Genomic DNA, 22,559 nt, shown 5'->3' on the forward strand with positions numbered 1-22,559 from the left:
CATGATGAATCATCTGCGCGCCGGTCTAAACCGCGTCTCTCCTCATTCTTTAGTCTATGCCGAACCTTGTTCCTTCCGCCCCCGCTGCCGTGATCAGTATGGGCGGATAGCGACCATAGCACCTTTGGAGTGACCGCGTTGAGCAAGCCCATTTTCGTCCTGAACGGCCCGAACCTGAATCTGCTCGGCCAGCGCGAGCCACATATTTACGGCACGACGACGCTGGCCGAAGTGAAGCAGCTTTGCGAGGAGAAGGCGCGCACGCTGGGCTACGAGGTCGATTTTCGCCAGACCAATTTCGAAGGCGAACTGGTCGAGAGCGTGCATCAGGCCCGGCAGGAAGCCTGCGGCATCATCATCAACCCGGCCGGCTACAGCTTCACCTCGGTGGCGCTGCTCGATTCGCTCAAGATGTTCGACGGCCCCAAGATCGAGCTGCACATCTCGAACATCCATGCGCGGGAAGCGATCTATCACAACTCGCTGGTCTCTCGCACCGCGACGGCGGTTATCGCCGGGCTGGGCGTCGCCGGCTACGCGCTCGCCATCCAGGCCATGGCGGGGCTCGTCGAGCGGAAGTAGGGGCCCGCAAGACGGCCAGATCGCCGGTGCCTCAGCGCCGCAGCATGCCCAGCACGGCCGCCACGGTCATGCTGCGGCGCCGGGCAAGGGCCTCGGGCGTGCACATGTCGTAGCCGAAGACTTGGCCGACCGTCGCCCGATGCGAGACATTGTAGATGCTGAGCGCGCTGATCGTGAGGGAGATATCGAGCGGCTCCAGCCCGGGCTGGAACAGCCCTGCCGCAACACCACGCTCGTAGATGTTGCGGGTCACCTCGACGACGGAGCTGTTCAGGCCGGCGATGGTGCGCGAAGCCTTGAGATTCCGGGCATGATGCACGTTCTCGACCATCACCATGCGCACGAAATCGGGGTTTTCGACATGGTAGTCGAACGTGGCTTCCGCCAGCCGCGCCATCGCCTCGACCGGCGGCAGCGAGCCGAGATCGAGGCTGCGCTCGAAACTGCGGATGCCTTCATACATGGTTTCGAGGACGGCGCGGTAGAGCCCCTCCTTGTCGCCGAAGTAATAGTAGATCATCCGCTTGCTGGTCGCGGTCTTGGCCGCGATATCGTCGACCCTGGCGCCGCTTAGGCCGTTCTCGACGAATTCCGCGCGAGCGACCTCGAGAATGTTGCGGCGCACCCCTTCGGGATCCTGGGTCCAGGAGGCCTGGCGCCGCTTTTCGCGCGTGGTGATGACCGGGCTCGTCACGCTGCCGCTCTTGTCGAGCGAGCGTGACGGCGAAGGCCGGCCACGATGAAATGAACGGGGCGGTACATTGCGCTTGACCAATTGAACTAGCCGGTACATTTATCACTTCGCTGCGATGGTGCAAGCTGCGCGGTGTCCGGTGCCCGACAAGAGGCGCCGTCAGGGAAACGCCACGGATCGACCCAAAGAAGGTCGGCCGCCCAGGGAGAGAGAATGAACTACAAGCTCGACTTCACGCCCGTGATCGAGGGGCTGCCGGAGCTGTTGCTGGCGTGCCTCGGCACCTTCGGTCTCGCTCTGGGCGGCATGGCGCTGGCGATCGTGATCGGCGTCGGCGGCGTGATCCTGCGCGATTCCCGCTTCGCTCCCGTGCGTTGGCTGATCAAGGGCTTCGTCGAGCTGGTCCGGAACACGCCGTTCCTGGTGCAGATCTTCTTCATCTATTTCGCGCTGCCGCTGGCGGGCGTCCGGCTCGATCCGACGCCGACGGCGATCATCGCGCTCGGCCTCAATGGGGGCGCCTATGCCATCGAGATCATCCGCGGCGGCGTGCAGTCGATCGGCAAGGGCCAGATCGAGGCGGGGCTCGCGCTCGGCCTGCACAAGGCCCAGGTCTTCCGGCTGATCGTGCTGAAGCCGGCGCTGCGCGCGATCTTCCCGTCGCTGACCAGCCAGTTCGTGCTGCTGACCCTGTCGACCAGCATCTGCTCGGCGATCTCGGCTTACGAGCTCACCTCGGTGGCGCAGCGGATCGAGTCCGACAGTTTCCGCTCCTTCGAGGTCTACGGCACGATCACGCTGTTCTACCTCGTGATCTCCTGGGTGATGATGCGCTTCTTCGACGCGATCTCGACCCGTTACTTCAGCTATCCGGTGAAGTGAGGGCGCGATGGGATCGAACGAATTCCTCTTCCTGCTCACCGGTCTCAAATGGACCGTGCTGCTCTCGCTCGTCGGCTTCGTCGGCGGCGGCGTGTTCGGGCTCGCGGTCGCGCTGCTGCGCACCTCCGGCATCGCTCCGCTCGAACGGGGTTCCCGGAGCTACATCTCGCTCTTCCAGGGCACGCCGCTCCTGATGCAGCTCTTCGTGGTCTATTACGGGCTTGCCCTGGTCGGGCTGAAGCTCGATGCCTGGGTCGCCGTCGCGATCGGCTTCACGCTGCATGCCAGCGCCTATCTCGGGGAGATCTGGCGCGGCTCGATCGAGGCCGTGCCGAAGGGGCAGACCGAGGCCGCCAAGGCGCTCAGCCTGCATTACGTTTCGCGCATGAAGGACGTCGTCCTGCCGCAGGCGATCCGCATCTCGCTGCCGGCGACGGTCGGTTTCCTGGTCCAGCTCATCAAGGGCACGTCGCTGGCCGCCATCGTCGGCTTCACCGAGCTGACCCGGGCCGGCAACATCATCTCCAACCAGACCTTCAAGCCGCTGCTGGTCTTCGGGATCGTCGGCATCCTGTATTTCCTGATCTGCTGGCCGCTCTCGCTCTACGGATCGCATCTGGAGCGCCGCATGGCCGTCGCATCGCGCTGAGGCCGACAACACGTTCACCGCAGAAGCCCAACCACCAACGACAGAGGGAGAGAAACATGACCAAGACCACACGCCGCAGCATTCTTGCCGCCGGTGCCGCTGCGCTCGCGCTGCTCGGCAGCCCGGCCCAGGCCATCACCCCGGCCGAGATCAAGGCCCGCGGCAAGATCATCGTCGGCATCCAGGGCGACAACCCGCCCTGGGGCTTCGTCACCAGCGCCGGCAAGCAGGACGGCCTCGACGCCGACATCGCGACGCTCTTCGCCAAGGAACTCGGCGTGCAGGTCGAGTTCGTGCCGCTCGAGGTCAACAACCGCATCCCGGCGCTGACGACGGGCCGCGTCGACGTGCTCTTCGCCACCATGGCGATGCTGCCGGAGCGTGCCAAGGCGGTGCAGTTCTCGAAGCCTTACGTCGCCAATACCATCGTGCTGATCGGCCCCAAGAAGGACAAGATCACCACCAACGAGGATATGGCGAAGTACACCATCGGCGTCGCCAAGGGCGCGGCGCAGGACACGCAGGTCACCAAGAATGCCCCCTCCGGCACCACCATTCGCCGCTATGACGGCGATGCGCCCTCGATCCAGGCGCTGGTCTCCGGCCAGGTCCAGGCGCTCGGCGGCAACATCTTCTACATGCAGCGCATCGAGCAGGGCCGGCCGGGCGAGTTCGAGAACAAGCTCGAATTCCAGAACCTCTACAACGGCGCCTGCACCCGTCTCGGCGAGAAGGAGATCAATGCGGCGATCAATACCTTCATCGACAAGATCAAGGCCAATGGCGAGCTGCAGAAGGTCTACGACAAGTGGATGAAGGTGCCGGTGCACAAGTTCCCGGACAGCCTCGAAGGCATCACCTTCACCGCGAGCTGAACCAGCACTGATCGGGAACAGGGCCATGAACCAGCCTGCCGCGCAAAACATCGCCGCGACGGACGCCATGATCGCCATGGCGCATGTCGAGAAATGGTATGGCGACTTCAAGGCCCTGACCGACATCAACCTCGCGGTCCGCAAAGGCGAGCGCATCGTGCTTTGCGGGCCGTCGGGCTCGGGCAAGTCGACGCTGATCCGCTGCATCAACCATCTGGAGAGCTACCAGAAGGGCGAGATCAGGGTCGGCGGCACCAGGCTCGGAGACGATGCCAGGACGATCGACGCGGTGCGCCGCGAGGTCGGCATGGTCTTCCAGCACTTCAACCTGTTCCCGCATATGACCGTGCTGCAGAACTGCATGCTGGCGCCGATGCGATCGCTCGGCGTGAGCAAGGCCGATGCCGAGGCCACCGCCCGCAAGCTGCTCGGCCGCGTCAAGATTCTCGAACAGGCGGAGAAATACCCGGCGCAGCTCTCGGGCGGCCAGCAGCAGCGCGTCGCGATCGCGCGCGCCTTGTGCATGAAGCCGAAGGTCATGCTGTTCGACGAGCCAACCTCGGCGCTCGACCCCGAAATGGTCAAGGAGGTGCTCGACACCATGATCAGCCTCGCCGAGGAGGGCATGACCATGATCTGCGTCACCCATGAGATGGGTTTTGCCCGGCAGGTGGCGAACCGGGTCATCTTCATGGCCTCGGGCGCGATCGTTGAGGAAGCGCCGCCGCAGGAATTCTTCAGCAATCCGCGCCATGAACGGACGCGCCAATTCCTCGGCGAAATCCTGCACAAGCACTGAACCTCTCAGAACCAGCAACGGACCGCGATCGATGTCCCGTCTCGTCTATGTCCTCAACGGACCGAACCTCAATCTGCTCGGCAAGCGCCAGCCGCATATCTACGGCCACGAGACGCTGGCCGATGTCGAACGCGACTGCCGCAAGCTGGCGGAGGAGCTGAAGCTCGAACTGCGCTTCCACCAGTCCAATCGCGAATATGAGCTGATCGACTGGATCCACGAGGCGCGCGAGGACGGCGCCGGCATCGTCATCAACCCGGCCGCCTTCACCCATACTTCGGTCGCGCTGCTCGATGCGCTCAACACCTTTGAGGGGCCGGTGATCGAATGCCATATCTCGCAGGTGCATAAGCGCGAGGCCTTCCGCCACCATTCCTATGTCTCGATGCGCTCCGACGGCGTGATCGCCGGCTTCGGCACCCAGGGCTACCAGCTGGGCTTAAGGCGCATCGCGAAGCTCATCGACGACGCAGCCAAGTGATGGCGGGCAGGCACGGATTCCAACGGAATTGAGCATGGCACCGGTCAAACTCGCAGTCATGGGCGCCGGCCTGATCGGCCGACGTCATGCCGAGCATGTCGCGCGGGAGCCGGGCGCGCTGCTTTCGGCCATCGTCGACCCCTCCGAGGTCGGGCGCGATCTGGCCGAACGCCTCGGCACGCGCTGGCATCGCAGCCTCGGCGATCTGATTGCCGCGGACAGGCCGGAAGGCGTGATCATCGCGACGCCGAACCAGCTCCATGTCGAGAACGGGCTGGAAGCGATCGAGGCCGGCATCCCCGCCATCGTCGAGAAGCCGCTGGCCGACGATCTTGCCGGCGCGGCCCGTCTCGTCGCAGCCGCGGAGCGGGCTGGCTTACCGCTGCTGACCGGTCATCACCGCCGCTACAATCCGATGATCGCCAAGGCGAAGGAGATCGTCGAGAGCGGCCGGCTCGGCCGGGTGCTCGCGATCCAGGGCCATTTCTGGCTGATGAAGCCGGACGACTATTTCGAGGTCGGCTGGCGCCGCGAAGAGGGGGCAGGGCCGATCCTGCTCAACCTCATTCACGACGTCGATCTCTTCCGCCATCTCTGCGGCGAGGTCGTCTCCGTGCAGGCGCTGAGCTCGAATGCGGTGAGGGGGCACGCGGTCGAGGAGACGGCCGCGATCCTGCTGCGCTTTGCCAATGGCGTGCTCGCGACCGTCACGGTTTCCGACACCATCGTCGCGCCCTGGAGCTGGGAGCTGACGACCGGCGAGAACCCGGCCTATCCGCAGCAGGACCAGTCCTGCTACCAGATCGGCGGGACGCATGGTTCGCTCACCATCCCGCAGCTCGAAATCTGGTCGAACCGCGACAAGCGGAGCTGGTGGGAGCCGCTTGTGCGCGAGCGCGTTCCCTTCGTTCCGGACGACCCGCTGGCGCGCCAGATCCGCCATTTCTGCGATGTCATCCGCAAGGGCGCGGCGCCGATCGCCTCGGGCCGCGAGGGCCTTGCCACGCTCACCGTGATCGACGCCGTCAAGCGGGCGGCCCGCTCGGGCGAAACCGTCGTCCTCATCGAGCCGGCGGCGAGCGCAGCATGATCACCGGAACCACACGGCTCATCGCCCATCTCGGCTACCCGACCGAGAGCTTCAAGGCGCCGATGATCTACAACCCCTATTTCGAGCGCGAGGGGATCGACGCCGTCGTCGTGCCGATGGGCTGTCGGGCCGAGGACTATCCGGACTTCCTGAAGCTGGTCTTCCGGCTTTCGAATGCCCATGGCGCGCTGGTGACGATGCCGCACAAGGTCACCACGACCGGGCTCGTCGACGTCCTGCTGCCGACGGCGGCGATCGCCGGCGCCTGCAACGCCGTGCGTCGCGAGGCCGATGGCCGCCTGACCGGCGAGATGTTCGACGGCGAAGGCTTCGTGCGCGGGGTGCTGCGCAAGGGGCGCGCCATCGCCGGCAAGCGGGCGCTGGTGCTCGGCGCCGGCGGCGTCGGCTCAGCGATCGCTGCGTCCCTTGCCAAGGCCGGGGTCAGCGAACTCGGACTCTATGACATCAACGCTGTCGCAGCCGAGGCGCTGGGTGCGCGGCTTGGACGCTACTATCCCACGCTCGGCGTATCCTTGGCATCCAACGATCCCGCCGGTTTCGACATCGTCGTCAACGCCACGCCGCTCGGAATGAAACCGGGCGACCCGCTGCCGCTCGACATCGCCCGCCTCGATCCTGCGACCTTCGTCGGCGAGGTGGTGATGGCGGAGGAGATCACGCCCTTCCTCGCGGCGGCACGCGCGCGCGGCTGCGAGGTCCAGGTCGGCAAGGACATGCTGTTCGAGCAGATCCCCGCCTATCTGGAGTTCTTCGGCTTCCCCTCGACCACGGCCGAGGATTTGCGCAGCGTCGCCCGGCTCGGCTGAGTGCGTCCCTTCCATCTCCAATGTTGACTCTGACGGCGCCGTAGCGGCTGCGGCTGCCTGTCAGGCTGGAAGCCGGACGGTGCTGCCGCTTTCGGACGCCGTCTTGACCGCGAGCGTCGCCTCCAACGTGCGCAAGCCGTCGCGGCCGCTGATGACGGGTTCTTCCTGGCGCAGGGAGACGGCGGCGAAATGCCGGGCCTGGCGGCGATAGGAGCTCTCGACGCTGATGGCGAGCTTGTCCTCGCTCAATTCGCTGAGCCAGCCCGGCTCGCCCGCGCCGCGATAGCTGAAATGGCGGACATCCGGCAGGGTCAGCGAGCCTTCCGAGCCGGCGAAGACATGGGAGGAAACCTTCTGGCGTTTCAGCTTGTCCGCCGTGTCCGACATCTGGTCGAATTCACCGGAGGCCAGGTCCCAGCTGAAGGGCGAGGCCGCCGTGTCGGAGAGGCTGATCGTGCCGAGCGCGCCGTTGCGGAAGCGCAGCAATACGGCGGCGGTGTCCTCCACCGGGAAGCCACGTACCGTCGAAGAGCTCAGCGCCTGCAGGCTGTCGATTTCGCCGAAGACATAGCGGATCAGGTCGATCTCGTGGATCAGGTTGATCAGGATCGGGCCGCCGCTCGCGGTGTCGCGACGCCAGCCGAGGTTGAAATAGCTCTCCGGCTTGAGCTGCGTGTAGATCACGGTGGCGATGGCCGGCTTGCCGATGAGGCCGTCCGCTATGGCCTGGCGCACCGCCCCGACCGCCGGATTGTGCCGGCGGTGATGGCCGACCAACACCGGGACATTTTTCGCCTCGGCGGCATCGCAGAGCCGACGCGCCGCCTCGACGCTTTCGGCGATCGGCTTCTCGACGAGAACCGCGATGTCGCGGGCGATGCAGTCGAGCGCCATGGGGACGTGCTGGTCGTTGGGCGTGGCGATGACGACGCCGTCAAGGCGCTCGGCCTCGATCATCGCGCGATGGTCGTCATACGCTTTGACGTTGCGGCTGGCCGCATGGTCGCGTGCGGCCGGCGTGGGATCGGAGATGGCGACGACCTCGGCATTGTCCGTCTCCTGCAACACAGCAAGATGGGTCTTTCCGATCGTGCCGAGGCCGATGATCCCGATCCGTGCGCGCGCCATGATGTCCTCCGATGTGATCTATGAATGGCAGGTTGGGAAACGATTGCAGTCCAACGACGCCCTTGCATGTGCGGCCCGGGCAGGGAGCCTAAGCGGCCGCTAGACGATCCTGACCGTCCGCACCCGGACGATACCGAGCTTTGCCGTCCCGTCGGACATTGCGGCGATCTGAAGCGCGGCTCGGTCCGCGCCGGCGACGTCGCTGAAATAGAGATGGAAGAAGCTGTCGACCCGCTGGCTCGCCCCTTCGGAGCCAGGGCGCGGGATCGTCGAGGCGACATCGTCCCGGATGGACTGGACAAAGCCCGGCAACCGCCGCAACGCGGTCTCGATAGGCTCCAGCCCGGCCCGGTCGCCGCCATGCGCCGCAAGGACGATGAGCTTGCCTTGCTCCTCGGCCATGCGGATGCTCGAAGCTCCGATCACGTAGCCGGTGGTGTTCCCGAGAAACTGCGGCTCGTCGGCCCTGACGGCCCGCACCGTCTCGGCGGTGAAGGCCTTGTCCATGGCGGCGGCATCGTCGAACCCGAGCTCCACGATGCCGCTGATGCGGAAAGGCGCAGGCTCGTACACCGCCTCGACATGGTTCTGCACATAGCTGCGGATGGCGGGGAGGCGGCCGACCAGCGGCCCATGCCGCTCCTGCCAGTGATGCGAGAAGAAGGCCGGATCGTCGCCGGGCCTCTTTTCGAGAATGGACATGCGTTTGAACATGGCATGGTCCTCATGCCGGGAGAGGCCGAGACCTCTCCCGCGTAGCCGCCTCAGGCCGCCACGGATTCATCGGCCTGGACCACGCCGAGCAGCCTGGCCTGCAAGGCATGATCCTTCTCGAGATCGCCGGCGTCGCCGGCGAAGGCGATGCGGCCGTTGACCAGGACCACGGCCCTGTCGACGATCGGCAGCACGGTCTCGGCATGATGCTCGACAATGACCATCGCGACCTTGCCGCGCAGCTTGACGAGCGCCGCCATCACCTCCTCGACGACCGCGGGGGCGAGCCCCTCGAAAGGCTCGTCGAGCAGGACGAGCTTGCTCGGCACGACGAGGGCGCGGGCGATGGCGACCATCTGGCGTTCGCCGCCGGAGAGGTTCTCGGCCTTGGCCTTCTGCCGGGCGCGCAGGCGCGGGAAGAGCTCGAAGCACTGCTCGATGCTGAGGCCCCCGGCGCGCTGGGCGATCTGCAGGTTCTCGACCACCGTCAGGTTGGGAAAGAGCCGGCGCCCTTCCGGCACCAGCGAGATGCCGAGCCGGTTGATCTCGTAGGGCTTGCGCGCGCCGATATCCGTGCCCGCGAAGCTGAGTGAGCCTGCGTCCAGCGGCAACGTGCCGGTCAGCGCCCGCAGCAGCGTGGTCTTGCCGACGCCGTTGCGGCCGAGCAGGGCTATCGCCTCGCCTTCATGGACCGAGATGTCGACCCCGTTCAGCACCGTGCTGCCGCCATAGCCGACGGCCAGCCCCTTGGCTTCGAGCAGGGGCTTGCCAGCGGCATGCGCCTTCCGCTCGATCGCGGGCGGCGCCTTCGCCTCGCCCTTGGCGGTGCCGAGATAGGCGGCGATCACCTCCGGATTGCGCGCGACCTCGGCGGGCTTTCCGTCGGCGATCATCCGGCCCTGGTGCAGGACGGAGATGCGGTCCGAAATCGCCAGAACCCGGTCGATATCGTGCTCGATCAGGAGCACGGCGTGCTTCTTCGACAGGTTGCGGATCAACTCCGCGACGATCTGCCGGTCGGCCTCGGCCAGCCCGGCGAGCGGCTCGTCGAGCAGAAGCAGCTTGGAATCGATCGCGAGCGTGACGGCGATCTCGAGCAGGCGCTTGGCACCGTGCGGCAGGTTCATGCACGGGTCCGCCGCCCGGTCCGCGAGCCCGACCGCATCGAGGATCGACCAGGTCCGCTCGTTCAGCGGCGCGATGTCGTGGGCGTCCCTGAAGAAGCCGAGCGCGCCGTGCCGCTGCGCCTGCACCGCGACCCGGACGTTCTCGAAGACCGAGAGGTTCGGGAAGATCGAGAGGATCTGGAAGGAGCGGCTGATGCCGAGCCGGGCGCGGGCATACATCGGCAGCTTCGTGATGTCCTTGCCCTCGAACAGGATCGTGCCTCCGCTCGGCGGCAGGACGCCGGTCAGCATGTTGTAGAAGGTGGTCTTGCCGGCGCCGTTGGGGCCGATGATCGAGTGCAGCACGAAGGGGCGCACCTCGAGGTCGATCTCCTTGGCGGTCACCAGACTGCCGAAGCTCTTGCTCAGCTTGCGCGTTTCGAGCACCGGTTTGTCGGGGTCCATCGCCTGGGCCGTGCTCTCATAGGGCTCGATCACGGCGGGGCGCGGCGGGATGGTGTTCCGGGTCAGCGTCCAGCGCTGGTTGCGGCGCAGGCGCTGCACCAGTCCCTGAATGCCCTCGGGGGAGAAGAGCGCGAAGACGATGATGATCGGCGCGAAGATCAGCCACCAATTCTCGGTGATGGCGGAAAGCCGGTTCTCCAGGACGATGAAGGCGATCGCGCCCCAGAGCGGCCCGAGGAAATGATGCACGCCGCCGAGCACGGTCATCAGCAGCGAGTCGCCGGCGCGCTGCCAGCCGAGATTGTTGGCGTAGACGCCTTGCAGCATCAACGTCAGCAGGGAGCCGGCATAACCGACGAGGCCGGCCATCATGACGAAGGCGAGGAGCTTCACCAGATAGGTGTTGTAGCCGAGGCTGCTCGCCCTCTGCTCGTTATCGCGGACGGCCTGCAGGACGCGGCCGAACGGCGCATGGACCAGCCGCCAGAGGAACCACATGGCGAGCAGCACCGTGGCGAGCGCGAAGAGATGGAACTGCATCTCGGTGTGGAAGCTGGTGCGAGGCACGCCCTGAAGGCCGTTCTCGCCGCCGGTCACGGCCGTCCATTTATAGGCGACCTCGAAGGCGATCTGCGAGCAGGCGAGCGTCAGCAGCGAAAAATAGAGGCCGCGCCGGCGCAGGATCAGCGCGCCGAGCACGGCTGCCAGCGCCATCGAAAGCAGCACGGAGAGGAGCAGGGCCGCGATGTCCTGCTTGACCGGCCCGAGAAGCAGCAGGGCGGCGAAGTAGCTGGCGCAGCCGAAGAAGACGGAGGCTCCGAAAGGCACCAGCCCGGTATAGCCGACGAGCAGGTTCACGCCGGCGCCGTAGAGCGTGTAGATCGCGATCTGGGTGATCAGGTTGACTGGGGCGCCCTGGGCCATCCAAGCCAGGGTGAGCCCTGCGAAGACGATCGCTATCCAGAGGATCGGGCTGGTCAGGATGGGGCGGAGTCTCATTCGAACCTCTCCCAGCGCTCGCCGAACAGGCCGCGCGGACGGATGAGCAGGATGGCGGCCATCAGCACGTACATCGCGGCGCCCGACCAGACCGGGGCGAACTGGATGGTCATGGCCGTGGTGATGCCGACGAGGAGGCCGGCGATGATCGCGCCGGAATAGGAGCCGAGCCCGCCGATGGTGACGATGACGAAGGCGGGCATGATGGCGCCTGAGGCCATGCTGGGGATGACCGTCCAGAGCGGCCCGGCCAGCATACCGGCCAGCCCCGCCAGCAAGCAGCCGATGCCGAAGACGCCGGAAAGCACGATCGGCAGGTTGATGCCGAGCAGGCCGACCATTTCGGCATCGCGCGAGCCGGCGCGGATGATCCGCCCGAAGGGCGTGAAGCGCAGGAAGGCCCAGAAGCTGATCAGCGCCAGCACCGTCACGATCAACACCGTCATGCGGTATTTCGTGATCAGGATCGGTCCGTATTCGACGAAGCCGGAGAGGATGGCCGGCGGGCTGAACGGAACCGGGGCGCCGCCGAAGATGAGCCGCAGGATCGCTTCGGCCAGTAGGGCGAGCGCGAAGGTCAGGATCAGGCCGAGCAGCGGCTCCTTGCCGTAGAGCTGCCGGATCAACGTCATCTCGACGACCATGCCGATGGCGCCCACGATGAGCGGCGAGAGCAGGGCGGCGGGCCAGCCGAAATCGCGGGCGAGCACCAAAGCGAGATAGGCGCCGATGGCGAAGAACGAGCCGTGGGCGAAGTTCACGATACCCAGCATGCCGAAGATGATCGACAGGCCGATCGCGATGAGAACGTAAAGAAAGCCCAGGATGAGGCCGTTCACCGCCTGGGAGATGATCATGTCGAGCATGGCATGGCCCCTCCCGCGCCGGCACGGATCGGGCTGCCGGGCGGGGAAGGCGCCACGTCAAAGACGTGGCGCGGAATGAGAGGGTCGCGGGAGCCGCGGTTTCGCCGGGTTGCCGCGGCTGGGCGACGGCGCCTTGGAGCAGGATGCGAAAAAGCGGGAACCGGTTTTTCGCGAGAATCCTGCTCTGACTCCTTGGTGAGAGACGGATTCAGGTTCCGGCTCTAGAGGCCATCCATCTTGCAGGCGCTGTCGGCCGCCGATCCGAAGGCCGCGTCGATCTCGGCGACTGTCTTGGGCGCGTTCTCGAGCACGTCGACATAGTCCCACTTGTCGGTGATCTTGTCCTTGACCTTGCAGATGATGGTGCGCCGCTTCATCTGATGGTCGAAGTCGCGATAGCTGACGTCGAGGTCGCCGTCCTTCACGTGCCAGGTTTCCAGGGCCTTGACGATCGCGGCCGGCTCGGTCGACTTCGCGAGCTCGATCGATTCCAGCAGGGAACGCATGCCGAACCAGCCCATCCAGGCCTTGTCCGGCGGCGGCTGGTTGAATTTCTTCATGTAGGCGTCGGTGAAGGCCTTGTCGTCCTCGGTGTTGGCCGGGTTCTTGTAGTACCAGACCATGGTGTAGATGCCGGTCGCGGCGTCCGGGCCGACGCCCCAGATATCGGTGTTGCCGATCGAGATTTCGGCGAAGGGAATCTTGCCCTTCATGCCGAGCTCGTTCCACTGCTTCAGGAAGGTGGTCAGGTCGCTGGCGGAAAGGCCGCCGACGACGACGTCGGGCTTGGCGGCCCGGATCTTGAGGATGAAGGACGAGTAGTCGGGCGTGCCGACCGGCACCTCGTCGGCGCCGACGATGGTACCGCCGTTCTTGGCGTTGAAGTCGGTGAAGCTCGCCTTGATGTCCTGGCCGAAGGCGTAAGCCGCCGTCAGCGTGTACCAGCGCTTGCCGAGGCCCATGCAATAGGGGGCCAGGACCTTGGTGTGGACGTCGACGGGCGGTTGCAGCCGGAAAGTGTATTTGTTGCAGAGCTTGCCGGTGAGATCGAGCGCGGCGGCGTTGGCCGCGACATAGGGAATCTTGGCCTTCTTGGCGACGGCGGAGATGGCCAGCGCGAAGGAGCTCTGGGCGCCGCCGATGAGCGCGCAGACCTTGTGCTCGTCGATCAGCCGCTGGGCGTTGAGCTGGGCGCCTTGCGGGTTCGGCTCGTCGAGCCAGATGATCTCGAGAGGCCGGCCGAGGAGCTGGTTGTTGCGCTGCTCGGCTGCGAAAAGACCGCCCTGCGCGAGGAAGGTCGACTGGTCGACGATGGCGCCGGTCTTGGCCCAGATCATCCCGATCCGGATCGGCTCGGCCGCGGCGGCATTGCCGATATAGGGCATGCCGAGCTTGCTGCTCGCCAATTGCGTCGCGGCGAGGCCGCCGGCTCCGAGAAGGAGCGAACGGCGCGAGGTGCCGGCTCCCCTTCCGCCATTCCCGTTGCGTTGGGTCATCAGGTCTCCTCCGGGTGTCTTCTTGGGGCGCCGTCTTTCGGGTCGCTCGCGGTAGCGGTATCGTAAACTGGAATAAAAGTCCAGTTTGTGATACCGGTCTTCAAGTGGTGCTCCGGTCAATAAAAAATTCGATCTTTTACAAGATGTTAGGGCGTTCTTGCCGATGGGGTGGCGGTGAACGGCCCGGCCGGGCATTTGTGAAGAGAGCCCGGCCTCCTCTATCGTGACCCTTCAACGCTGTCGGAGACAATGATGCCCAGGACAAAAGAAAAAGGGGCGGGGCCAGATGGCATTCTCAAACGCACCCTGCGGATCCTGGAAATCCTTTCCAACCATCCGGGCGGCATGCCGTTCTACGAGGTCGCCGACGCCATCAAGATTCCGCGCAGCGCGACCCATCGCCTTCTGGCGAGCCTGGTCGAGGAGGGCTATGTCCGGCAGGAGCGCGATTTCGGTTCCTACGTTCTGACGGCGAAGGTCGCCTCTCTCGGATTGCGCTATTTGCAGGCGCACGGCATCACCGATCTGATGCAGCCGGTGCTCGACCGGCTGGCGCAGGACTGCGGCGAGCTCGTCCGGGTCACGATCCTGGACGAGGACCGGCTGATCTTCGTCGCCAAGGCGCAAGGCGCGCGCGGCGGGCTGCGCTACGATCCCGACGCCGGACAGGAAGCGAGGCTGTCCTGCTCCTCTTCGGGGCTGGCATGGCTTTCGACCAAATCCGACGAGGAGGCCATCGCGCTGATCGAGAAGCAAGGCTACGGCTCGCGCGAGGAATACGGGCCGAACGCGCCGCAGACGGCACAGGCGGTCCGCCGGCGGCTGCGCGAGGCGCGATTGCTCGGCTACGCCGTCACCCAGCAGACATTCTCGCAATGGATGAACGCCATCGCCACGCCGATCCGTGCCTCGCTCGACGGCCGCGTCACCGGCACGATCAGCATCGCCGGGCCGTTCATCCGGCTGACCGAGGAGCGCATGCAGCAGCTCGCGCCTCTGCTGGTGGCGGCTGCCCAGGAGCTCGGCCAGCTCGGCCCGACGGTGCGCCTGCCGGTCGAGAAGCCGGGCGAGCCGCGCCCGAACATCTTCGTCTGAAGCGCCGGAGCCTGCGGCGTTTCCCTGAAATCCGCGGCTCGCGCTAGTTTGCGGTTTCAAGCCAGAAGTCGAGCATCAGCGCGGCCTCGGATTCGAACATCTCGATGCCGGTCGAGGTCTTGCAGCCGATCCGGCGAGCCGTCTCGATCAGCGGCGTGAGCGCCGGCTTGGTCACGACATCGCTGACGAAGGTCGCGGGGCTGAGCCGCGTCATGTCGAAGGGCAGGGCGTCGCCTGGCTTCATGCCGGCCGGTGAGGCATTTGAGACGGTGTCAAAGCCAGTGGGGTCGGGCGAGCCGATCGTGACCTTGCCGGGATGAGCCCCGTTCAGTTTTGCGATCAGCGTGTCGCGGCGAGAGGCGTCGGTGTCGTGGATGGCGAGCTCGCGGGCGCCGGCATCGAGCAGCGCAAGCCCGATCGCGCTGCCGGCTCCGCCAGCGCCGATCAGCAAGGCGCGCTTGCCGTCGAGCTCGGCGCCGTTCTTCCGCATCGCGCCGACATGGCCGGGGCCGTCGAACATGTCGCCATGCCAGGAACCGTCCGGGTTGCGCCGCATGACATTGGCGGAGACGAGCACCTGCGTCGTCTTCGACATCGTGCGGCAATGCGGCACCACGGCGAATTTATGCGGCACGGTGATGCAGATGCCGTCGCAATTGGGCAGGCGGCCGGCCAGCGTGACGAAGCCGGGGACGTCCTCGGGCAGGATGTCGATCGGCACCATAATGGCGTCCTTGCCGTTCTGCTCGAACAGGCGGGTCATGCCGTAGGGCGATTTCACCTGCGCAATCGGGTGGCCGATGATGAAATAGATGCGGGTCGCGCCGCTGAAATTGTCGAGCATGGGTTTCCGATCCGAGGCGAAGGTGGCGTGGGACAAGCCGATCAGGCGGCGAGGGCGTCCTGCACTGCGATGTAGGCGAAGGTCATCGCCGGCCCGAGCGTGATGCCCGGCGCCGGGTAGAGGCCGGCCATGATCGAGTTCTGGTCGTTGCCGATGGCGTAGAGGCCGGCGATCGGCCCATCCGTGCCGAGCACCCGTGCATGGGCGTCCGTCACCAGGCCGGCGCTGGCGCCGATATCGCCCGGATAGAGCTTCACAGCGTAGAATGGCCCGTTCTCCAGCGCTCGCATGGTTGGATTGGGGCCGTGCTTCGAGTCGCCGAGATTGCGCTGATAGGCGGTGGTCCCGCGGCCGAAATCCGGGTCGATCCCGGTCGCGGCATACCCATTGAAGGTCTCGACGGTCTTTTGCAGTTGCGGCGCATTGACACCAAGCTTGCTTGCCAGCTCGGCCAGCGTTTCGCCTTTCACCAGATAGCCGTCCTTGAGCAGGAAGGGCATGCCGCTGCCGCCGGGACGGACCATGCCGAGGCCGTAGGTCTTGATGGCCTGATGATCGGCGATCAGGAAGGCCGGAATGCTGGGCTCGTTGCGGTGCGCCTCGATCATCGCCTTGCCGGTGAGGTGATAGGAGGTGCTTTCGTTGAAGAAGCGCCTGCCGGCCTTGTTGACGATGATCGTGCCCGGCTTGGCCCGGTCGAAGACGAAATGCGGGAAGACGGCCTTGGTGCCGTCCGCCCGCTGACGGATCGAGACCGGCGCCCAGAACACGTTCTCGACATTGCGGTCGCCCATGCGCGCGCCAGCGTTCAGCGCGAGTTCGAGCGCCGCGCCCTTGTGTCCCGGCGCGCCCGGCGTGTGGATCTCGGCATCCGGCACCAGCTCCTTGCGCAAGCTGGGATTCCGGTTGAAGCCGCCGGAGGCGAGGATGACGCCGTGCACGGCATGGATGTCCTGGCGCCCGCCATTGCGAAGGAGGCTGACGCCGGCGATGCGTCCGTCCTCCTCGATCAGCCTGTCGACCTGGGCTTCAGTCCAGACCGTGCCGCCGCGCTGGAAGAAGGAGTGCAGCAGCCGGCCGATCAGGGCGTTGCCCATGGTCAGCCGGGCGCCGCGCTTGCGGCTGAGCCGGTCGCGCGCATAGCGGGCGACGAGTGCCAGCGAATAGCGGAACGAAGCCCAGGATTTCTTCAGGTTGAGCAGATGGGCGATGTCGTTGCGATCAACCATCAGCCCGTTGAGAATGGTGAATTCCGGGATCGGCGGGCGGATCAGATCGAACTTGTCGCCGAGCAATCGGCCGTCGAAGGGAACGGGCTCCAGCGCGCGGCCCTTCATCGTCGATCCCGGCAGGTCGGAGATGTAGTCCGGGTGCAGCGGGTAGGGCCGCAGCTTCACATCCGTCTCACGGTCGAGCAGTTCGACGGCACGCGGGCCCGCCTCGAGAAAGGCGCGGATCATGTCGGGGGCGGCGTAGTTGCCGAGCGCGGCATGGAGATAGGTCTCGGCCTGTTCGACGCTGTCCTGCGTCCCGACCTCGGCGGTGTGAAACGTGTTCGGAATCCAGATCGTTCCGCCTGAGAAGGCGGTCGTGCCGCCGACATGTTCGGTGCTCTCCAGCAGCAGCACGCGCGCCCCGCGCAGCGTACCGAACAGGGCCGCCGTGAGGCCGGCGCCGCCGCCGCCGATCACGACCAGGTCGTAGACATTCGCATCCTTCGCCGCTGCCGAGGCGATTCCATCGGGTGATCCGGCCACGCTTCGCTTCCTCTCCCTGGCCGTGCCGGATCGGCCATCGGCGAGGCCTTCGCCGCCGGCCGACCACGACGCCGCCGCTACCCGGCTCTTGTCGGTGTTCTCTGGTGAGCCGTATATTCAAAACTGAAATGAAATTCCAGAATGAACTTTCATTGATGACGCGATGCGGCTATGTCCTGTCGCTAACGAGCAGGAGGAACGCCGATGCGCTATGCCGTCACCAGGATCAGGCCCGAGGTTGGAGGGCTGCCGAAGGTTCTCGCCGGGATCGAGGCCGCCGTCACGGGCAACGGATTTGCGGGCAAGCTCCTCGGCTGCTTCACGGCCGAGATCGGCGCGCTGAACCAGGTCCTGATTCTGCAGGGCTATGAGGATGACCGCGCTCTGGCGGAGGATCGCGCGCGGCAGGTCGTCGAGGGCAGTCTGTTCGGCGCGGCCGAGCATTTCCTGGAGGTCGAGACGACGACCTATGCGCCTTTCGACTTCGTGGCGCCGCTCGCGCCCGGAAAGCACGGCCCGGTCTACGAGATCCGCATCTACGGCGTGAAGGCGGCTGGTCTCAAGCCGACCATGGATTTGTGGCGTGCCGCCGTGCCGGAGCGCGCGAAGGTCTCGCCTCTGCTCGGCGCGATGTATGCGCTCGACGGGGCGCTGCCGCGCTTCCTCCATATCTGGCCCTTCGCCTCGCTCAATGACCGCATGGCCAAGCGGGCCGAGGCCGTCGAGCGCGGCATCTGGCCGCCGAAGGGCGGGCCGGCGCATCTGACCAGCCTGAGCTCGGCGATCTATCTGCCGACCGCCTTCTCGCCGCTGAGCTAGGAGGGGCGGCGCCATGCGTGTGCTCATGACCGGCGGCACGGGCTTCATCGCCGCCTGGATCATTCGCCGCCTTCTGGCCCGCGGCGTTGCCGTGCGCGTCCTCGATATCGCCTCGGACAGCGGCGCTGTGCGCAACATCCTCGGCGAGCTTGCCGGCCGGGTGGAATGGCGGCGCGGCGATGTCCGCGACGGGGCAGTCGTCCATGAGGCGGCGGAGGGGTGCGACCGCGCCATCGCGATGGCCGGCATCCTGACGCCGGCCTGCAGGGCCGATCCCGTCAAGGGCGCGGAGATCAACCTGATCGGGACGCTCCACGTCTTCGAGGCGGCGTTGCGCCAGCGCATGGCGCGGGTGGTCTATGCCAGCTCGGCCGGCGTCTTCGGCCCGGACAGCGGCAGCATCCCGTTCCCGATGACGCATTACGGCGCCTTCAAGCTCGCCTGCGAGGGCAGCGCGCGCGCTTACTGGGCCGATCACGCCATGCCGAGCGTCGGCTTCCGCCCCTATATCGTCTACGGCCCGGGCCGTGGTGAGGCGGGCGCCAGCGCCGGGCCGACCCTGGCCTGCCGGGCCGCCGCGCAGGGCGTGCCCTATGAGATCGACTATGTCGGCCCGTCCGGGCTCGTTTATGTCGACGATGTCGCGGCGGCCTTCGAGGCGGCGCTGTTCAGCGATGCGCCGGGCGCCCACGCCTTCACCCTTGCCGGCAGGACCGTGTCCATCGACGAGGTCATCGCCGAGATCACACGGCAGGTGCCGGGCGCAAAGCTCAGCGCGCGTGGCGCGCCGATGCCGATCGCACCCGAGCTCGCGAAGGACGACATCGCCTCGCTCCTCCCGGGGCTGCCCGAGACCAGCCTGTCGGACGGCATCGCCGCCACCATCGCCTATTACCGCCATCAGGACCGCAAGGCATGAACCGCCTGATCTCGCTCGCCCATCTCACTGTCATGGAGCTCGCGCCGCCGGACGTCTTCAGCGCGGCGGCGGAGGCCGGCTACAGCCATGCCAGCCTGCGTCTTGCGCCGGCAGCGCCCGGCAAGGAGGCTCAGTTCCCGATGATCGGCGATACGCCGATGTTCCGTGAGACGCAGCGGCGTATCGCCGATAGCGGCGTGGCGCTGTTCGATTTCGAGATCCTGCGCATCAACCGCGACACGCGCCTGACCGATTTCCTGCCGGTGATCGAGACCGGCGCGAAGCTCGGCGGCAAGTTCGTGCTCGTCGCCGGCGATGTCGAGGACGAGCCCTTCATGGTCGACAAATTCGCCGAGATCTGCGCACTCGGCGCACCCTTCGGCATCGGGATGGGGCTGGAGCACATGCCCTGGACCGGCGTGAAGACGCTCGCCGCCGCCCGGCGTATCGTCGAGGCGGCCAACCCGGCGAACGGGCACATCATCGTCGATGCGATTCATGTCGACCGCTCCGGCGAAACGGCCGCCGACGTGGCCGCGATGCCCAGGCACCTGCATTGCTATTTCCAGATCTGCGACCTGCCCGCCGAACGTCCGAAGGATCACGAGACGATGATCTACCAGGCGCGGCAGGCACGTTTGCCGCCGGGCGAGGGCGGGCTCGACCTCAGGGGCATGCTGCGCGCCATTCCTCAGGACCTGCCGATCAGCGTGGAGATTCCGATGGCCGAGCTCGCCAGGACCATGCCGGCGGCGCCACGCGCACGGATGCTGCGGGAGAAGACAGAGGCGATGCTGCGCGCGGTCCAGGCCACGGCCAGCGCCTGATACCTCACGCATCCACCGGCGAAGGCCGATCCCTGATGGATATGAGCAACCGTCCTGAAGAGCATTGCGACCTGCTGGTGATCGGCTCGGGGGCGGGCGGTCTTTCGGCAGCCGTCGTCGCCGCCTGGCACGGGCTGAAGGTCGTGGTCGTCGAGAAGGAGCCTGTCTTCGGCGGCACCACCGCCTGGTCCGGCGGCTGGATGTGGGTGCCGCGCAATCCGCTCGCCCGCGAGGCCGGGATCGAGGAGGACGGGGAGGCGGTTCGCACCTATCTGCGGCACGAACTCGGCAACCATTACGACGAGGCCCGGATCGAGGCTTTCCTGGCGGCGGCACCCGAGATGGTGTCGTTCTTTCGCGCGAACACCGCCGTGCAGTTCATCGACGGCAACAAGATCCCCGACATGCATGGCAACGCGCCCGGCGCCGGGCTGGGCGGGCGCTCGGTCTGCGCGGCTCCGTTCGACGGGCGCGCGCTTGGACCGCTGGTCGCAAAGCTGCGGCCGCCGCTGCCCGAAATCTCGCTGCTGGGCATGGGGATCGCCTCGGGTGCCGATTTCGCCCATTTCCTCAACGCGACACGATCCTGGACGTCCTTCCGCCATGTCGCGCGCCGCATCGGTCGGCATGCTCTCGACCTCGTCCGGCACGGGCGCGGCATGCAGCTCGTCAACGGCAATGCGCTTGTCGCGCGGCTGCTCAAATCCGCCAGCGATCTCGGCGTCGATCTGCATGCGAAAGCGCCGGCCCGTCGCTTGCTGAGCCATGACGGGGCGGTCATCGGGGCCGTCGTCGACCGGGACGGGCAGGAGCATCGGATCATCGCGCGCGCCGGCGTCGTGCTGGCTTGCGGCGGCTTTCCGCATGACTATGAGCGCCTGAAGGAGCTGGTGCCGCGCAATCCGACCGGGCGGGCGCATTGGTCGGCGGCACCCCGCAGCAACACCGGCGACGGGCTGCGCCTGGGCGAGAGCGTCGGCGCCCTCGTCGATGGTGGGCTTGCAGCGCCTTGCGCCTGGGCGCCGGTCTCGCTGGTGCCGCGCAGGGACGGTTCCTTCGGGCATTTCCCGCATCTCGTCGAGCGTGCCAAGCCGGGGCTGATCGCGGTGACGGTCGATGGGCGCCGCTTCGTCAACGAGGCCGACAGCTATTACGACTATGTCGAGGCCCTGCTGAAGGCGATCCCGGCCGGGGCGGAGCCGGTTTCCTGGCTGATCTGCGACCATCGCTTCCAGCGCCGCTATGGGCTCGGCTTCGCCAAGCCGGCGCCATTGCCGCTCGCGCCTTATCTTGCCAGCAGCTATCTCAGGCGCGGTAAGACGCTGGCCGAGCTTGCGCGGATCTGCGGCATCGATCCGGACCGGCTCGTCGAGACGGTGGCGCGCTACAATGCGGCTGCCGCGCAGGGCAGGGATCCGCAATTCCACCGCGGTGAGACGCCCTATAACAGGGCGGGCGGCGATGCGTCGGTCCGGCCCAATCCGTCGGTCGCGCCGATCGAGCATGGCCCCTTCTATGCCGTCAAAATCGTGCCGGGCAGCCTCGGCACCTTCGCAGGGCTGAAGACCGACGCACAAGCCAACGTTCTGGATACGCAGGGCCGCCCGATCGCCGGCCTTTTCGCGGTCGGAGCCGACATGGCGAGCGTGATGGGCGGAACCTATCCGGCGGGTGGCATCAATCTCGGCCCGGCCATGACCTTCGGCTACCTCGTCGGAAGGAACGCTGCGCATCACCCCCACTCCTCCGCAACAGGACATCCGCCATGACATGCGCGCTGAACCTGCACGACCTCTCCATCGCCAATCTGACGGTCGGCGGCGGCGATCCCGTGGCCCTGATCGAGGCTGCGGGTGAAAGCGGCTTCGGGGCTGCGGGGCTCGTCCTGCGCAGCGCCATGAACAAGCCGCTGGCTCGCGAGGTCATCGGCCGACCCGAGGTCATCCGCGCGATCAAGGCTGCGTCGAAGGCGACCGGTGTCCGGGTCTTCGATGTCGAGGCCTTCGTGCTGCGCCCCGGGATCGATGCAGCGAGCTTCGTGCCCGCGCTCGAAACCGGTGCGGAGCTGGGCGCGACCCATATCTCGGCGATCGGGACCGAGATCATCGGCCATGACAGCTTCCTGTCGGAAGCTGAGCGGATCGATCTGTTTTCCCGGCTTTGCGAGGAAGCCGCGCGTTGCGGCCTGCATGTCGGTGTCGAGTTCATGCGCTATCGCGACATCCCGAATCTGGCGGCCGCGCTCGCGCTGCTTGAGGCGGCGGGCAAGGCCAATGCCGGTGTGATCCTGGACGTGCTGCATTTCCACCGCACCGGCGGCACGCCGCAACAGCTCGGCGCCTGTCCCGCCGCGCGCATCGCCTATATCCAGCTTTGCGACGCCGGCCCGGTTGCGCCGCCGCTCGAAGCCTTGCCGGCCGAGGCACGGGGAGGGCGTTTCCATCTCGGTGAGGGTGTCATCGCCCTCGACGACATCCTCGACGTCCTGCCGGATGGCTTGCAGATGGTGGTCGAAACACCCGTCACGAGCGAGGCCGCCCTGACGCTCCGGGAGAAGGTCGCCAGCGCCGCGGAGCATACGCGGCGCTTTGCAGCCAGGCGCGCCGCGCGGTCGAGCGAGAAGCGGCAGGCCTGCTGATGGCGCC

Annotated in this window: 22 protein-coding genes; 14 read left to right on the forward strand and 8 right to left on the reverse strand. The window is 66.5% G+C overall.

Annotated elements, in window-relative coordinates:
- Nucleotides 1-138: 138 nt before the first annotated feature.
- Nucleotides 139-582, forward strand: coding sequence for a type II 3-dehydroquinate dehydratase (locus tag IED13_RS12285; RefSeq protein ID WP_038365614.1), 444 nt, complete (start codon nt 139-141; stop codon nt 580-582).
- A 31-nt stretch (nt 583-613) separates the two neighbouring features.
- Here the strand turns inward: IED13_RS12285 and IED13_RS12290 are convergent, their stop codons facing one another.
- The gene (locus IED13_RS12290; RefSeq protein ID WP_051988291.1) at nt 614-1,276 is read right to left on the reverse strand and encodes a TetR/AcrR family transcriptional regulator; all 663 of its coding nucleotides are present in this window, start codon (nt 1,274-1,276) and stop codon (nt 614-616) included.
- 213 nt (nt 1,277-1,489) lie between these two features.
- On the opposite strand from IED13_RS12290, the gene IED13_RS12295 reads away from it, so the two are divergent.
- From IED13_RS12295 to IED13_RS12325, 7 genes are read left to right on the forward strand one after another with little or no spacing between them, the layout of a single operon-like run.
- Nucleotides 1,490-2,158 carry an amino acid ABC transporter permease gene (locus tag IED13_RS12295; protein WP_142022684.1) on the forward strand — a complete coding sequence of 223 codons (669 nt, stop codon included), beginning with the start codon at nt 1,490-1,492 and terminating at the stop codon, nt 2,156-2,158.
- A 7-nt stretch (nt 2,159-2,165) separates the two neighbouring features.
- Entirely contained in the window at nt 2,166-2,807 is a 642-nt protein-coding gene (locus IED13_RS12300) for an amino acid ABC transporter permease (RefSeq protein ID WP_113254084.1), read from the forward strand.
- A 56-nt stretch (nt 2,808-2,863) separates the two neighbouring features.
- Complete coding sequence (locus IED13_RS12305) at nt 2,864-3,682, forward strand: transporter substrate-binding domain-containing protein (protein ID WP_191124327.1); 819 nt, start codon at nt 2,864-2,866, stop codon at nt 3,680-3,682.
- Between the two features lie 25 nt (nt 3,683-3,707).
- Nucleotides 3,708-4,481, forward strand: coding sequence for an amino acid ABC transporter ATP-binding protein (locus tag IED13_RS12310; RefSeq protein WP_318652256.1), 774 nt, complete (start codon nt 3,708-3,710; stop codon nt 4,479-4,481).
- A 31-nt stretch (nt 4,482-4,512) separates the two neighbouring features.
- The gene (gene aroQ, locus IED13_RS12315) at nt 4,513-4,962 is read left to right on the forward strand and encodes a type II 3-dehydroquinate dehydratase (RefSeq protein ID WP_038365623.1); all 450 of its coding nucleotides are present in this window, start codon (nt 4,513-4,515) and stop codon (nt 4,960-4,962) included.
- A 34-nt stretch (nt 4,963-4,996) separates the two neighbouring features.
- A complete protein-coding gene (locus tag IED13_RS12320) occupies nt 4,997-6,052 on the forward strand; it encodes a Gfo/Idh/MocA family protein (protein ID WP_191124328.1) in 1,056 nt (351 codons plus the stop codon).
- Nucleotides 6,049-6,879, forward strand: coding sequence for a shikimate dehydrogenase family protein (locus IED13_RS12325; RefSeq protein ID WP_191124329.1), 831 nt, complete (start codon nt 6,049-6,051; stop codon nt 6,877-6,879). The genes IED13_RS12320 and IED13_RS12325 overlap by 4 nt, the downstream gene beginning before the upstream one ends.
- 60 nt (nt 6,880-6,939) lie before the next feature.
- Here IED13_RS12325 and IED13_RS12330 read toward each other — a convergent pair whose 3' ends face one another.
- The 5 genes from IED13_RS12330 to IED13_RS12350 all read right to left on the reverse strand — a co-directional run bounded on the left by IED13_RS12330 (nt 6,940) and on the right by IED13_RS12350 (nt 13,653).
- Nucleotides 6,940-8,007 (reverse strand): Gfo/Idh/MocA family protein, encoded by a 1,068-nt coding sequence (locus IED13_RS12330; RefSeq protein WP_191124330.1) that lies wholly within the window; start codon nt 8,005-8,007, stop codon nt 6,940-6,942.
- Between the two features lie 99 nt (nt 8,008-8,106).
- The gene (locus IED13_RS12335; protein WP_191124331.1) at nt 8,107-8,721 is read right to left on the reverse strand and encodes an EthD family reductase; all 615 of its coding nucleotides are present in this window, start codon (nt 8,719-8,721) and stop codon (nt 8,107-8,109) included.
- Nucleotides 8,722-8,771: 50 nt separating this feature from the next.
- Nucleotides 8,772-11,291, reverse strand: a complete 2,520-nt coding sequence (locus IED13_RS12340) for a branched-chain amino acid ABC transporter ATP-binding protein/permease (protein ID WP_191124332.1) — start codon at nt 11,289-11,291, stop codon at nt 8,772-8,774.
- On the reverse strand, nt 11,288-12,157 hold the full coding sequence (locus IED13_RS12345) for a branched-chain amino acid ABC transporter permease (protein ID WP_038365633.1): 870 nt from the start codon (nt 12,155-12,157) through the stop codon (nt 11,288-11,290). Before IED13_RS12345 ends, IED13_RS12340 begins: the two co-directional genes overlap by 4 nt.
- Before the next feature lie 221 nt (nt 12,158-12,378).
- Nucleotides 12,379-13,653, reverse strand: coding sequence for an ABC transporter substrate-binding protein (locus IED13_RS12350; protein ID WP_191124333.1), 1,275 nt, complete (start codon nt 13,651-13,653; stop codon nt 12,379-12,381).
- 252 nt (nt 13,654-13,905) lie between these two features.
- Here IED13_RS12350 and IED13_RS12355 point away from each other — a divergent pair, with 252 nt between their 5' ends.
- Complete coding sequence (locus IED13_RS12355; RefSeq protein ID WP_112763267.1) at nt 13,906-14,748, forward strand: IclR family transcriptional regulator; 843 nt, start codon at nt 13,906-13,908, stop codon at nt 14,746-14,748.
- A 43-nt stretch (nt 14,749-14,791) separates the two neighbouring features.
- Here the strand turns inward: IED13_RS12355 and IED13_RS12360 are convergent, their stop codons facing one another.
- The gene (locus IED13_RS12360; protein ID WP_191124334.1) at nt 14,792-15,592 is read right to left on the reverse strand and encodes a shikimate dehydrogenase family protein; all 801 of its coding nucleotides are present in this window, start codon (nt 15,590-15,592) and stop codon (nt 14,792-14,794) included.
- 41 nt (nt 15,593-15,633) lie between these two features.
- The gene (locus IED13_RS12365) at nt 15,634-17,349 is read right to left on the reverse strand and encodes an FAD-dependent oxidoreductase (protein WP_260368359.1); all 1,716 of its coding nucleotides are present in this window, start codon (nt 17,347-17,349) and stop codon (nt 15,634-15,636) included.
- Nucleotides 17,350-17,553: 204 nt separating this feature from the next.
- Between IED13_RS12365 and IED13_RS12370 the strand changes: the two genes are divergently transcribed.
- From IED13_RS12370 to IED13_RS12390, 5 genes are read left to right on the forward strand one after another with little or no spacing between them, the layout of a single operon-like run.
- Complete coding sequence (locus IED13_RS12370; RefSeq protein WP_191124335.1) at nt 17,554-18,168, forward strand: NIPSNAP family protein; 615 nt, start codon at nt 17,554-17,556, stop codon at nt 18,166-18,168.
- A gap of 13 nt (nt 18,169-18,181) precedes the next feature.
- Complete coding sequence (locus IED13_RS12375) at nt 18,182-19,087, forward strand: NAD-dependent epimerase/dehydratase family protein (protein WP_191124336.1); 906 nt, start codon at nt 18,182-18,184, stop codon at nt 19,085-19,087.
- Complete coding sequence (locus tag IED13_RS12380) at nt 19,084-19,914, forward strand: sugar phosphate isomerase/epimerase family protein (RefSeq protein WP_191124337.1); 831 nt, start codon at nt 19,084-19,086, stop codon at nt 19,912-19,914. The genes IED13_RS12375 and IED13_RS12380 overlap by 4 nt, the downstream gene beginning before the upstream one ends.
- 41 nt (nt 19,915-19,955) lie before the next feature.
- Nucleotides 19,956-21,683, forward strand: a complete 1,728-nt coding sequence (locus tag IED13_RS12385; protein ID WP_191124402.1) for an FAD-dependent oxidoreductase — start codon at nt 19,956-19,958, stop codon at nt 21,681-21,683.
- Nucleotides 21,680-22,552: a sugar phosphate isomerase/epimerase family protein gene (locus tag IED13_RS12390; RefSeq protein ID WP_191124338.1), complete on the forward strand. Its 873-nt coding sequence runs from the start codon at nt 21,680-21,682 to the stop codon at nt 22,550-22,552. The genes IED13_RS12385 and IED13_RS12390 overlap by 4 nt, the downstream gene beginning before the upstream one ends.
- Nucleotides 22,553-22,559: the final 7 nt, after the last annotated feature.

Source organism: Allobosea spartocytisi, assembly GCF_014764685.1.
Taxonomy (GTDB): Bacteria; Pseudomonadota; Alphaproteobacteria; order Rhizobiales; family Beijerinckiaceae; genus Allobosea; species Allobosea spartocytisi.

Excerpts from the sequence above, each read along its gene's own strand:
- IED13_RS12295 (WP_142022684.1), top strand. The coding sequence starts at position 1,490 with ATGAACTACAAGCTCGACTTCACGCCCGTGATCGAGGGGCTGCCGGAG.
- IED13_RS12300 (WP_113254084.1), top strand. The coding sequence starts at position 2,166 with ATGGGATCGAACGAATTCCTCTTCCTGCTCACCGGTCTCAAATGGACC.
- IED13_RS12305 (WP_191124327.1), top strand. The coding sequence starts at position 2,864 with ATGACCAAGACCACACGCCGCAGCATTCTTGCCGCCGGTGCCGCTGCG.
- IED13_RS12310 (WP_318652256.1), top strand. The coding sequence starts at position 3,708 with ATGAACCAGCCTGCCGCGCAAAACATCGCCGCGACGGACGCCATGATC.
- aroQ (WP_038365623.1), top strand. The coding sequence starts at position 4,513 with ATGTCCCGTCTCGTCTATGTCCTCAACGGACCGAACCTCAATCTGCTC.
- IED13_RS12320 (WP_191124328.1), top strand. The coding sequence starts at position 4,997 with ATGGCACCGGTCAAACTCGCAGTCATGGGCGCCGGCCTGATCGGCCGA.
- IED13_RS12325 (WP_191124329.1), top strand. The coding sequence starts at position 6,049 with ATGATCACCGGAACCACACGGCTCATCGCCCATCTCGGCTACCCGACC.
- IED13_RS12330 (WP_191124330.1), bottom strand. The coding sequence starts at position 8,007 with ATGGCGCGCGCACGGATCGGGATCATCGGCCTCGGCACGATCGGAAAG.
- IED13_RS12335 (WP_191124331.1), bottom strand. The coding sequence starts at position 8,721 with ATGTTCAAACGCATGTCCATTCTCGAAAAGAGGCCCGGCGACGATCCG.
- IED13_RS12340 (WP_191124332.1), bottom strand. The coding sequence starts at position 11,291 with ATGAGACTCCGCCCCATCCTGACCAGCCCGATCCTCTGGATAGCGATC.
- IED13_RS12345 (WP_038365633.1), bottom strand. The coding sequence starts at position 12,157 with ATGCTCGACATGATCATCTCCCAGGCGGTGAACGGCCTCATCCTGGGC.
- IED13_RS12350 (WP_191124333.1), bottom strand. The coding sequence starts at position 13,653 with ATGACCCAACGCAACGGGAATGGCGGAAGGGGAGCCGGCACCTCGCGC.
- IED13_RS12355 (WP_112763267.1), top strand. The coding sequence starts at position 13,906 with ATGCCCAGGACAAAAGAAAAAGGGGCGGGGCCAGATGGCATTCTCAAA.
- IED13_RS12360 (WP_191124334.1), bottom strand. The coding sequence starts at position 15,592 with ATGCTCGACAATTTCAGCGGCGCGACCCGCATCTATTTCATCATCGGC.
- IED13_RS12370 (WP_191124335.1), top strand. The coding sequence starts at position 17,554 with ATGCGCTATGCCGTCACCAGGATCAGGCCCGAGGTTGGAGGGCTGCCG.
- IED13_RS12375 (WP_191124336.1), top strand. The coding sequence starts at position 18,182 with ATGCGTGTGCTCATGACCGGCGGCACGGGCTTCATCGCCGCCTGGATC.
- IED13_RS12380 (WP_191124337.1), top strand. The coding sequence starts at position 19,084 with ATGAACCGCCTGATCTCGCTCGCCCATCTCACTGTCATGGAGCTCGCG.
- IED13_RS12385 (WP_191124402.1), top strand. The coding sequence starts at position 19,956 with ATGAGCAACCGTCCTGAAGAGCATTGCGACCTGCTGGTGATCGGCTCG.
- IED13_RS12390 (WP_191124338.1), top strand. The coding sequence starts at position 21,680 with ATGACATGCGCGCTGAACCTGCACGACCTCTCCATCGCCAATCTGACG.